At 60.7% G+C, this 11,266-nt stretch carries 9 protein-coding genes; 2 read left to right on the top strand and 7 right to left on the bottom strand.

Annotated elements, in window-relative coordinates; genetic code table 11:
• Nucleotides 1–123: 123 nt before the first annotated feature.
• The 7 genes from cyoE to hmpA all read right to left on the bottom strand — a co-directional run bounded on the left by cyoE (nt 124) and on the right by hmpA (nt 7,649).
• Nucleotides 124–1,011 carry a heme o synthase gene (gene cyoE / locus I8746_RS26595; RefSeq protein WP_014861450.1) on the bottom strand — a complete coding sequence of 296 codons (888 nt, stop codon included), beginning with the start codon at nt 1,009–1,011 and terminating at the stop codon, nt 124–126.
• Between the two features lie 11 nt (nt 1,012–1,022).
• Nucleotides 1,023–1,355, bottom strand: a complete 333-nt coding sequence (gene cyoD, locus I8746_RS26590) for a cytochrome o ubiquinol oxidase subunit IV (RefSeq protein WP_003248599.1) — start codon at nt 1,353–1,355, stop codon at nt 1,023–1,025.
• Nucleotides 1,355–1,981 carry a cytochrome o ubiquinol oxidase subunit III gene (cyoC, locus tag I8746_RS26585; protein ID WP_012051225.1) on the bottom strand — a complete coding sequence of 209 codons (627 nt, stop codon included), beginning with the start codon at nt 1,979–1,981 and terminating at the stop codon, nt 1,355–1,357. Before cyoC ends, cyoD begins: the two co-directional genes overlap by 1 nt.
• Nucleotides 1,982–1,984: 3 nt before the next feature.
• Nucleotides 1,985–4,003: a cytochrome o ubiquinol oxidase subunit I gene (gene cyoB / locus I8746_RS26580; protein ID WP_003248603.1), complete on the bottom strand. Its 2,019-nt coding sequence runs from the start codon at nt 4,001–4,003 to the stop codon at nt 1,985–1,987.
• Between the two features lie 3 nt (nt 4,004–4,006).
• A complete protein-coding gene (cyoA, locus tag I8746_RS26575) occupies nt 4,007–4,948 on the bottom strand; it encodes a ubiquinol oxidase subunit II (protein ID WP_003248605.1) in 942 nt (313 codons plus the stop codon).
• Nucleotides 4,949–5,507: 559 nt separating this feature from the next.
• Nucleotides 5,508–6,014, bottom strand: coding sequence for a disulfide bond formation protein B (locus I8746_RS26570; RefSeq protein WP_003248609.1), 507 nt, complete (start codon nt 6,012–6,014; stop codon nt 5,508–5,510).
• A gap of 456 nt (nt 6,015–6,470) precedes the next feature.
• Nucleotides 6,471–7,649 (bottom strand): NO-inducible flavohemoprotein, encoded by a 1,179-nt coding sequence (gene hmpA, locus I8746_RS26565; RefSeq protein WP_221101201.1) that lies wholly within the window; start codon nt 7,647–7,649, stop codon nt 6,471–6,473.
• 154 nt (nt 7,650–7,803) lie between these two features.
• Between hmpA and norR the strand changes: the two genes are divergently transcribed.
• Together norR and I8746_RS26555 are read left to right on the top strand one after the other, a co-directional pair.
• Nucleotides 7,804–9,360, top strand: coding sequence for a nitric oxide reductase transcriptional regulator NorR (norR, locus tag I8746_RS26560; protein ID WP_014755368.1), 1,557 nt, complete (start codon nt 7,804–7,806; stop codon nt 9,358–9,360).
• Nucleotides 9,361–9,550: 190 nt separating this feature from the next.
• Nucleotides 9,551–11,266, top strand: a 1,716-nt coding sequence (locus I8746_RS26555; protein ID WP_221101200.1) for an Ig-like domain-containing protein, incomplete at its 3' end; no start/stop codon positions are given.

Genomic DNA, 11,266 nt, shown 5'->3' with positions numbered 1-11,266 from the left:
GTAAACCCGCTCCTACAGGAACCTTGTAGGAGCGGGTTTACCCGCGAAGAGGCCAGCACAGGAAAAATACCCAAAAAAAACCCCGGCACAGTGGCCGGGGTTTTCGTGAAACAGGCAGCAGTTTCAGCGTGCGTAGGTCATCAGCACATCCGCAGCGGTCTGGCTGTCCACCCCCATCATCACGCTCAGGGCAGTGACGGTAAGGATGGAGAAGCCGAACACCTTGCGGGCCCACTTGCTGTCGTCCTCGGCCTTGTAACCACCCCAGGCCATGTACAGCCAGTACAGGCCCATGGCTGCTGCCACGGCCAGGTAGCCGAGGCCGGCGTAACCGCCGAGGGTGAGCATCAAGGTGGCGAGCACAAAGGCCAGCACGTACAGCACAATCTGCTTCTTCGCCGCCAGGACGCCACGTGCCACCGGCAGGACCGGAATGTTGGCAGCGCTGTAATCCTTGAAGCGGAAGATCGCGATGGCAAAGCTGTGCGGCATTTGCCAAAGGCTGAACATCACCAGCAGGGTTACCGCAGCCAGGTCGAAGCTGTTGCTCACGGCGCAGTAGCCGATCACCGGAGGCATGGCACCGGACAGGCTGCCGACCAAGGTGCCGTGCACCGATTTACGCTTCAGCCACAGGCTGTAGAAACCGACATAGACGACAAAGCCAATCAGTGCGCAGAACGCAGACAGCGGGTTGGCCTGGACATACAGCAGGCTGAAACCCGCCACCCCGAGCAGGGTGGCGTAGATCAGCGCGAGGGGCAGCGACATGCCGCCCTGGACCATGACGCGGTTCTTGGTGCGCTCCATCTTGTGGTCGATGTCACGGTCGATGCAGTTGTTGAACACGCATCCGGACGCAACCACCAGCGAAGTACCGATCACCACCGCCAGGAACAGGGCGAAATCCACATGGCCCTTCGAGGCAAGGAAGAAACCGCCTGCCACGGAAAGCACGTTACCGAAAATGATCCCCGGTTTGGTGATTTGGATAAAGTGCTTAACGGACATGCAGTCTTACCTCACTTGGCCAACATTTCGAAGTGGATGCTGAACATGATCCACAGCGACAGGCCGACAAGCAGAGCGATCACCAGGGTGGTGAACAGGAACGTCGAAACGTTGTTGCGTTGCTCTTTCGAGCGGTCCATGTGCAGGAAGTAAACCAGGTGAACAACTACCTGGATCACGGCCATGGCAACAATGATCAGAACGGTCAGGTTCTTCGGCAGGCTGGCGGTCATGGCCAGGCCGAACGGGATCGCAGTCAGGATGATCGACAGTACAAAACCGATCATGTACGACTTGACGCTGCCGTGATTACCTTCGTGATGAGTGTCGTGTGCGTTAGCCATTACAGAACCCCCAGCAGGTAAACGACGGTGAATACGCAGATCCAGACCACGTCCAGGAAGTGCCAGAACAGGCTCAGGCAGCTCATGCGGGTCTTGGCGGTCGGCGTGATGCCGTGCTTGTTGATCTGGTACATCATGATTGCCATCCAGATCAGACCAGCAGTCACGTGCAGACCGTGGGTACCTACCAGGGCGAAGAAGCCCGACAGGAAGCCACTGCGCTGCGGGCCGAAGCCCTCGCTGATCAGGTGATGGAACTCATAGATTTCCATCGCGATGAAGCCTGCACCGAACAGGAAGGTCACAGCCAACCAGCCCAGTACGCCCGCTTTCTTGCCATCGAACATCTTCAGCATGGCGAAGCCGAAGGTGATCGAGGACAGCAGCAGGAACAGCGTTTCAACAGCTACGAAATCGAGCTGGAAGATGTCATGACCCGACGGGCCGCCGGCAAAACTGCCGGACAGCACCGCGTAGGTGGCGAAGAGCGACGCAAACAGGATGCAGTCGGTCATCAGGTACAGCCAGAAGCCCAGTACGGTCATCTGGCCCGAGTCGTGGTGGTGGTCGTCATGCCCATGGTCGTGACCATGAGCAGCGCCGCCGTGCATTACTTGACTGGACATTGATTACACCCGCTCAAACGATTCGACACGTGCGCCGGCAGGCAGAGCACCTGCTTTGGCCAGCGCTTTCATACGCTCGCCTTCGATGCGCGCCACTTCTTCGGCCGGAACCATGTAGCCCTGGTCGTCACGTGCAGCGTGGCGAACGAAGACAGCGATGGTTGCAACCAGGCTCGCGCCCACCAGCCACCAGATGTGCCAGATGAAGGCGAAGCCGAAGACGGTCAGGAACAGGCCCATGAACAGACCGGTAGCAGTGTTGCTCGGCATGTGAATGGCTTCGTACTTGGCCGGGGCCTTGTACGCAACGCCCGCTTCCTTGGCTTCGTGCCAGCAGTCCAGGCCAACTTTCTCAGGCATGTGAGCGAAGTTGTAGAACGGAGGTGGCGAAGAAGTCGACCATTCCAGGGTACGGCCGCCCCATGGGTCGCCGGTCACGTCCAGGTTCTGGTTGCGGTCGCGGACCGAAACGAAGATCTGGATCAGCTGGCAAGCGATACCGAACAGGATCAGCACGGCGCCGACAACGGCTACGTACAGGTAGGGTTCCCACAGTGGGTTGTCGGAGTGGTTCAGACGACGGGTCATGCCCATGAAGCCCAGGGCGTACAGCGGCATGAACGCAACGTAGAAGCCCGACAGCCAGAACCAGAAGGCAGCTTTGCCCCACTTCTCGTTCAGGGTGAAGCCGAAGGCTTTCGGGAACCAGAAGGCGAAACCGGCGATGTAGCCGAATACCGCGCCACCGATGATCACGTTGTGGAAGTGCGCAATTACGAACAGGCTGTTGTGCAGGACGAAGTCAGCACCCGGAACGGCCAGCAGTACGCCGGTCATGCCACCGATGGAGAAGGTGACCATGAAGCCCAGGGTCCAGAGCATCGGTGCGGTGAAGCGCACACGGCCTTGGTACATGGTGAACAGCCAGTTGAACAGCTTCACACCGGTCGGAATGGAGATCAGCATCGTCGCCAGGCCGAAGAAGGTGTTGACGCTGGCGCCGGCACCCATGGTGAAGAAGTGGTGCAGCCATACAGCAAAGCCGAGGATGGCGATCGCGCCCGATGCGTAAATCATCGAGTGGTGGCCGAACAGGCGTTTGCCAGAGAACGTCGAAGTCACTTCCGAGAACACGCCGAAGGCCGGCAGGATCAGGATGTAAACCTCAGGGTGACCCCACGCCCAGAACAGGTTGACGTACATCATCGGGTTCCCACCAAGCTCGTTGGTGAAGATGTGGAAGTCCAGATAACGGTCAACAGTCAGCAGAGCGAGTGCAGCAGTCAGGATCGGGAACGAAGCGACGATCAGTACGTTGGCCCAGGTGCAGGTCCAGGTGAAGATCGGCATGTCCATCAGTTTCATGCCAGGTGCGCGCATCTTCATCACGGTGACGAGGAAGTTCACGCCGGTAAGCGTCGTACCCAATCCGGATAGCTGTAGCGCCCAGATGTAGTAGTCGACACCCACCCCAGGGCTGTACTGAATGCCCGCGAGCGGCGGATAGGCAACCCAGCCGGTCTTGGCGAATTCACCAACGCCCAGCGAGATGTTGACCAGCAGCACGCCTGCCAGCAGCAGGTAGAAGCTCAGGGAGTTCAGGAACGGGAAGGCAACGTCACGTGCACCGATCTGCAGAGGAACCGCCAGGTTCATCAGGCCGGTGAAGAACGGCATCGCCATGAAGATGATCATGATCACACCGTGAGCGGTGAAGATCTGGTCATAGTGTTCAGGCGGCAGGTAGCCTTCGGAGCCGCCGGTTGCGGCAGCCAGCTGGGTACGCATCATGATGGCGTCGGCAAAGCCACGCAGCAGCATGACCATCGCGACGATGATGTACATCACGCCGATCTTTTTGTGGTCGACAGTAGTCAGCCACTCGCTCCACAAGTAGGTCCACTTGCGGAAATAGGTGATAAGACCGACGACAGCGATACCGCCGAGCGCGATCATGGCAAGCGTCACCATGACTATCGGCTCGTGATAGGGTATCGCCTCCAGGCTTAATTTACCGAACATCTCTTACTCCTCTGCACCGGCAGCTGGTTGCATACTCGATTCCACACCCTTGGTTGTGGCCAGATCTTTGCTGCCTGCTTCTTCGTGGCTACGACCGCGGTTCATGCCTTCGTACTTGTCGACGATCAGCTGGAACTGCTCAGGCGAAGCCTCGCTATACAGCGCGACCGGGTTGTTTTCGCTTGGTTTGGCCAAGGCGTCGTATTCGGCCTTGTCCAGCTTCTTCGGCGACTGCTTGACCTCAGCGACCCACTTGTCGAAGTCTTCCTGAGAGGTGGCAGTAGCCTTGAATTTCATGCCGGTGAAGCCAGCACCGCTGTAGTTGGCGCTGATACCGTCGAACTCGCCATTTTCGTTGGCGATCAGGTGCAGCTTGGTAGTCATGCCGGCCATGGCGTAGATCTGGCCGCCCAGGCCCGGGATGAAGAACGAGTTCATCACGGCGTCGGAAGTGACGCGGAAGTTGACCGGAGTGTTAGCCGGGAAGACGATCTTGTTGACCGTGGCAATGCCCTGCTCCGGGTAGATGAACAGCCACTTCCAGTCCAGCGCGACCACGTCGATCTGAATCGGCTTAACGTCCGAATCCAGCGGACGATAAGGGTCCAGCTTGTGGGTGGAGTGGTAGGTGACGTAACCCAGGGCGATGATGATCAGGATCGGGATGATCCACACCGCGGCCTCGATCTTGGTCGAGTGCGACCAGTCAGGGGTGTAGGTGGCTGCCTTGTTGGAAGCACGGTACTTCCAGGCGAACGCCAGGGTCATGATGATCACAGGGATTACCACCAGCAGCATCAGGCCGGTAGCGATCAGGATCAGGTTCTTTTGCTCAATGCCGACCTGGCCCTTCGGGTCGAGCAGGGTCCAGTTGCACCCACTGAGTAAAAGCATGCCTAAAAAGGGCAATATGCCAAACAGTCTGGGGTAACGCTTTTTACTCATCTCACGACCTCTAGATCAGCTTGCTTCAATGCAATTTGTGTTTTGGTAGCCAACACTTCGTCCTGCCAAGTGAGGCATTTCGCGCCCGTACTCGCTCCTGCCTGGGGTCCGACTGCAGGACCTTGGCTTCAAGCGGGTTAGCGGTGCTTATGGTTTCGTAGGCAACAGGCCTGTACTTCAGACCAAGTCCATTTGGTGCGGGAAAACGCGGAGGGGTGTCCGCCCGGTATCGCCGTTGGGCGAAACTTGACGAAGTCAGCAAAAAGGAGCGCTGGGGCTTCCTTCAATCCTGCGACTCGCAAGCAGTGCCGAACGGAAATTGGGGGCGATTGTAGATAGGTCGCCAACCCTTGACTATGACTTATTGAGCAACAGTCTTTTACAGAATCCGTAACAATGCTGCTCAATAATTCAACTTCGCGACAGTTTGTCGCACCCCGCTTGCTAGGCCTCAAAGCCGCATTCTGCAAGGCCTGTGGGTTGATCTGGATCAAGCGGTGCGCAACTTTTCCCTCTTCTCATGCGGTGCAAAAGACCCCATGCAATTCGGGACTTTTGTCTAAGCCTGGCGTCGATTGCGGTAGATACCGAGCGGGACGAGGACGGCGGTCAGCACGAACGCCACAAGTGCCCATTGCGCCAGCGACAGGCCGAGGATCGGCGGATACGGCGTGCTGCAGAAGCCGTCGACCTGAAACGCCAGTGGCCACAGCTTTGCCAGTGGCAGGTCATCCACGATCGGCTGCAGGGTATCGATACCGCAACTGACCATGGGGTTGGCGAGTATATACACATGGTTGCCAGCCGCAACGATTCCGCCAATTGCACTGAGCACCACCAATGCCTCGAAGAAGGTCAGGCTGCGGCGCCCAGGCATCGCCGCAGCGATGAAGGCAAACACGGCAATGAACAGCAACGCATAACGCTGCAGGATGCACAACGGGCAAGGTGCCTCGCCTAGCACCACCTGCATGTAGAGGGCGCCGCCGATCAGTGAAAGGCAGATCAGCCCCAACAGCACCAGAAAGCGCCGTTCCCGATTCAGGCGCGATGTTTGTTCGTTCATTGCCGGTTCCTTCGATGGATAGTGGCAGCGTGGTCCGCCTGCCTGGGCGCAAGTCTACACGCTGGGCATGGCCTGTGAGCATGCCGAGGGAGCGTCGCGGAAGCACTGCGCAGGGCTATCCAGTGTGGCTGAGACCGGCCGCAACGACGTCGGTTCAACGCCGGGCGGCAAAAAAACGGCTGCCCAGGTACCGCGCAGGGGCAAGCCCCTCGACACCCGGGAGTGAAGGATACCGTGATTAAAGGATGATTAAGGATGAAAGCGCAGCGCCCGGTTTCATCTTTCCTTTATATATAGGCAGAAAGGTGTGCTGCAGCTGGGGGACGAGCACTTTATAAGCCTGTACCGGCCCCTTCGCGGGTAAACCCGCTCCTACAGAGACGGCACCACATTCAAGACCGGTGCAATACCTGTGGGAGCGGGCGTGCCCGCGAAGAGGCCGGCACAGGCGCTACATCACTCCAGCGCTGCCGCCGGCCCGAAGAACTCGTAGCGGCTCTGCTGCTCCGGCACACCCAGGCCCTTCAGCTGGCGTTTGACCGCCGCCATGAAGCCTTTCGGCCCGAGGAAGTAGGCGTCCACGTCACGCTCCTGCGGCAGCCACTCGGCAAGCAGGTCTTCACTGAGCAAACCCACGGCGTCGGCCGCAGCGCCACCTTCCGGCTCGGCATAGCAGTAGAAGCGCTTGAGCTGTGGATGGCGCGCCGCCAGGCCATCGATCCAGTCCCGGAAGGCATGCACCGCGCCATTACGCGCACAGTGGATGAAATGCACCTCGCGCCGGGTTTGCAGTGCTGCCTGCAGCATCGCCAGGGTCGGGGTAATGCCCACCCCTCCGCTGATCAGCACCAGCGGCTTGTCGCTGGCTGCCAGGGTGAAGTCACCCGCAGGCGGGAACAGTTTCAGGGTATCGCCCACCACCAGCTCATCGTGCAGGTAGTTGGAGACCTTGCCGCCCGCCTCGCGCTTGACGCTAATGCGGTATTCCTTGCCGTCGCACAGCGCCGACAGAGAATAGTTGCGGCGCTGCTCGGCACCGTCAATGTCAAGTTTCAGACCGATGTACTGGCCAGGTTCTGCGTTGAGCACCGGCATGCCATCCACCGGGGCGAAGTAGAACGAAACGATCTCGCTGCTTTCCTGCTCGCGGCGTACCAGGCGGAATTCACGGGTACCGCGCCAGCCACCCTCGGCCTCTTCCTTCTCTTTATAGAGGTTTTCTTCAGCGCCAATCAGAATGTCGGCCAGCTGGCCATAGGCCGCGCCCCACGCGTCGATCACCGCAGGGGTGGCAATGTCCTTGCCCAGCACTTCCTCAATGGCGCGCAGCAGGCAGCTTCCGACAATCGGGTAGTGCTCCGGCAGAATCTGCAGGGCAACATGCTTGTTGATGATCTGCCCGACCAGGCCGCCCAGTTGCTCCAGCTGGTCGATATGGCGGGCATACATCAACACGCCGTTAGCCAGCGCACGCGGCTGATCGCCACTGGCCTGGTGGGCCTGGTTGAACAGCGGCCGTACCTCGGGGTATTCGCTGAGCATCATCTTGTAGAAGTGGGTGGTCAGCGCTTCGCCGCCGCTTTCCAGCAGAGGTACAGTGGCCTTGATGATTGCACGTTGTTCGGCATTGAGCATTGCAACAACTCCTGAGCCTGTGGCTTCAAATGACTGCCCCTGCCATTACAGCAATCGTGCCAACTTTTATCGCCAGCAAAATCAGGGGTTTGATGCAGGTCATGTCAAAACGACCCACCTCTGCGTATAGTCATATCGACCCATAGGAGTCCATATGACTACACAGCCACTGCTCACCACCCTCCTGCCCCTGGTCAGCGACCTGTCCCGCGATTTGCCCGACCAGGAACGCTACCGCCGCCTGTTGCAAGCCATGCGTGGCCTGCTGCCGTGCGATGCTGCAGCACTGCTGCGACTGGATGGTGAATGGCTGGTGCCGCTGGCAGTGGATGGCCTTAGCCCCGACACCCTCGGCCGGCGCTTTCGGGTCAGCGAGCACCCGCGTTTCCAGATACTGCTCAGCCGCCCGGAACCCACCCGTTTCGCCAGCGATTCCGAACTGCCCGACCCCTACGATGGTTTGGTCAATGCCCCCGATGCCGACCTTGAAGTGCACGACTGCATGGGCTGCCCGTTGATGGTCGATGAGCGCCCATGGGGCCTGGTCACCCTCGACGCCCTCACCCCCGGGCAGTTCCAGAGCCTGGAGCTGGATGCCCTGCAGGCCTTTGCCAGCCTGGCTGCCGCCACCGTTACCGTGGCCGAGCGTATCGAGCACCTGGCCCTGCGCGCCGAAGACGAACACCATCGCGCCGAGCTCTACCGCCAGGCCAGCGGCCAGGATAGAGAGCTGATTGGCCAGAGCCCCGCGCACAAACGCCTGGTGGAGGAAATTCGTCTGGTCGGCAGCAGCGACCTGACCGTGCTGATCACCGGCGAAACCGGGGTTGGCAAGGAGCTGGTGGCCCAGGCCCTGCACCAGGCCAGTAACCGCGCCGACAAGCCGCTGGTCAGCCTCAACTGCGCCGCCCTGCCCGACACCTTGGTGGAAAGCGAACTGTTCGGCCATGTGCGCGGCGCCTTCACCGGCGCGCATGGCGAGCGCCGCGGCAAGTTCGAACTGGCCAACGGCGGCACGCTGTTCCTCGACGAAGTGGGCGAACTGCCGCTGACGGTGCAGGCGAAACTGCTACGCGTGCTGCAAAGCGGCCAGCTGCAGCGCCTGGGTTCGGACCGCGAGCACCGGGTGGACGTGCGCCTGATCGCCGCTACCAACCGCGACCTCGCTGCCGAGGTGCGTACGGGCAACTTTCGCGCCGACTTCTATCACCGCCTCAGCGTTTACCCGCTGCACGTGCCACCTTTGCGCGAACGTGGGCGAGACGTGCTGCTATTGGCGGGCTACTTCCTCGAACAGAACCGTTCACGGCTGGGCCTGAACAGCCTGCGCCTGAGCCATGAGGCCCAAGCCGCGTTGATCGCCTACGACTGGCCAGGCAACGTGCGCGAACTGGAACACCTGATCGGCCGCTCGGCACTCAAGGCGCTGGGCCAGCACCCTGATCGGCCACGTATCCTCACTCTCGAAGCCATCGACCTGGACCTGCGTGTGTCGGCAACCACGCCAGGCACGCTGCCCTCTCCCGCTGCACCGCTGCAAGTGGTCACCCCGCCTGAAGGCGGCTTGCGTGAAGCCGTCGATAGTTACCAGCGACAGGTGATCGAAGCCTGCCTGCAGCGGCATCAGGACAACTGGGCAGCAGCGGCCCGGGAACTCGGTCTGGACCGCGCAAACCTGAGCCGTTTGGCCCGCAGGCTAGGGCTTCGCTGAGGCTTTTCTACCAAAGGATTAACCCAGAAAGCCATCTGGTTGCTTCCCCACCGGCTGCTATATCTCCCTAACCACCCGTTTGTCGACTGCCTGGTCGAGGCTGTGCGTAAGACCCCTGAAAGGGCTCTGTTACGTCGGTTGTGGCCCGAATACTCGGGCCGGGGGATCCGGATATCAGCAGGGAGCATCCATGGACAACATCGTCGTCGCCGATAAGCAATCCGAAGTCGCCACTCAGAGCGCCTGGGGCAATATCAATCTAAACGCACCAAGCGTCGTGCAGGTACCGGTTTCTCCAGACAAAGTGGCCACGGTCACCCAGCGCGGGCAGGACCTGATCGTCACCCTGAAGTCGGGGGAAAAGATCACCATCGGTAACTTCTTCGCCGTGGACCAGGCCGGGGTCGGCAGCGATATGGTCTTCGTCGGCGAAGACGGCACCCTGTGGCATGCCCAGTACGATGCGGCAGCGTTCACCGGTTTCACCTTCGAAGAAGTGGCCTCGCTGGACGAACTGGTCGCAGGCATCGGTACTGCAGGCAGTGCCATGCCAACTTGGGCGATTGCCGGGCTCAGCCTGCTGGGCGTGGGCGGCGCAGCAGCAGCGGCGGACAATGGAGGCGGGGGCAGCAGCGGCGGTTCCGACCCCGACACCAGCGCACCGGCCACACCGATCGACCTGCTGGTTTCGCCGGATGGCTTGCGTCTGACCGGCCGTGGCGAAGCAGGCACCACGGTGAACATCCGCGACGCCGCCGGCAACCTGATCGGCAGCGGCACAGTGGGTGCCGACGGCAACTTCAACGTGACGTTGAATGCACCGCAGATCAACAGCGAAAACCTTGATGTCACCCTGACCGACGCCGCCGGCAATGTCTCGGCGCCTGGCACTGTCACTGCGCCGGACGCAACTGCACCACTGGCGCCGACCGACCTGGCTATCGATGAGCAGGGTAACACCCTCACCGGTCGTGCCGAGCCCGGCTCGACGGTTTCCGTGCGAGGCGCTGGTGGCGTATTGCTGGGCACTGCGGTGGCCGGTGCGGACGGCCAGTTCAGCATCACTCTGCAACCGCCACAAATCGACGGCCAGGCCCTGGAGATCAGCGCCGCAGACGCGGCTGGCAATATCTCGCCAGTTGCCAGCATCACGGCGCCGGACGTCGACACCCCAGATACCACAGCCCCTGAACAACCGACCGACCTGGCCTTGGCCGATGGCGTCACTTTCACCGGACGCGGTGAGCCTGGTGCTACCGTGCAGGTGCGCGATGCTGCCGGCAACCTGATTGGCACCGGTGTCGTCGGTGCCGATGGCCTGTTCAGCCTCACCCTGTCGCCTGCCCAGACCAATGGTGAAGCACTCGACGTGCGTCTGGTGGATGCCGCCGGCAACAGCTCTGCCCCATTGCAATTCGATGCGCCGGACATCACACCGCCTGACGCAGTAACCAATATTACAGTTGGTGCTGACGGCCTGGCCCTGAGCGGTCGCGGCGAGCCAGGTGCCACTGTCGAAGTGCGCGATGCCAATGGCACTGTGATCGGCACGGGTGTCGTGGGTGCCAACGGCACCTTCCTGATCGACCTCGCCCCAGCCGCACAGCCGGGCGAGCAGTTGAGCCTGGTGCAGACCGACCCAAGCGGTAATGCTTCAGTGGCTACCGAGTACGATGTACCACTGACCACCGCGCCCGACAGCCCGAGCAATCTGGCCATCGATGCTGATGGCACCACCCTCACCGGTACCGCGCCGGCTGGCAGCCGTGTGGAGGTGCATGACGCCAACGGCACGCTGATTGGCAGTGCCATTGCCAACGCCGATGGCAGCTTCAGCATCGAACTGAATCCCGCACAAGCCAACGGCGAACTGCTGGACGTGGTTGCCATCGATGACGGCGGCGTT

This window comes from Pseudomonas sp. USTB-Z, assembly GCF_019691255.1.
GTDB classification, from domain to species: domain Bacteria; phylum Pseudomonadota; class Gammaproteobacteria; order Pseudomonadales; family Pseudomonadaceae; genus Aquipseudomonas; species Aquipseudomonas alloputida.
This window is presented reverse-complemented; position numbering and strand designations above follow the sequence as displayed.

What these genes read in the sequence shown, in the direction of transcription:
- cyoE (WP_014861450.1), bottom strand. Translation starts at nt 1,011, where the DNA reads ATGTCCGTTAAGCACTTTATCCAAATCACCAAACCGGGGATCATTTTC.
- cyoD (WP_003248599.1), bottom strand. Translation starts at nt 1,355, where the DNA reads ATGGCTAACGCACACGACACTCATCACGAAGGTAATCACGGCAGCGTC.
- cyoC (WP_012051225.1), bottom strand. Translation starts at nt 1,981, where the DNA reads ATGTCCAGTCAAGTAATGCACGGCGGCGCTGCTCATGGTCACGACCAT.
- cyoB (WP_003248603.1), bottom strand. Translation starts at nt 4,003, where the DNA reads ATGTTCGGTAAATTAAGCCTGGAGGCGATACCCTATCACGAGCCGATA.
- cyoA (WP_003248605.1), bottom strand. Translation starts at nt 4,948, where the DNA reads ATGAGTAAAAAGCGTTACCCCAGACTGTTTGGCATATTGCCCTTTTTA.
- I8746_RS26570 (WP_003248609.1), bottom strand. Translation starts at nt 6,014, where the DNA reads ATGAACGAACAAACATCGCGCCTGAATCGGGAACGGCGCTTTCTGGTG.
- hmpA (WP_221101201.1), bottom strand. Translation starts at nt 7,649, where the DNA reads ATGCTCAATGCCGAACAACGTGCAATCATCAAGGCCACTGTACCTCTG.
- norR (WP_014755368.1), top strand. Translation starts at nt 7,804, where the DNA reads ATGACTACACAGCCACTGCTCACCACCCTCCTGCCCCTGGTCAGCGAC.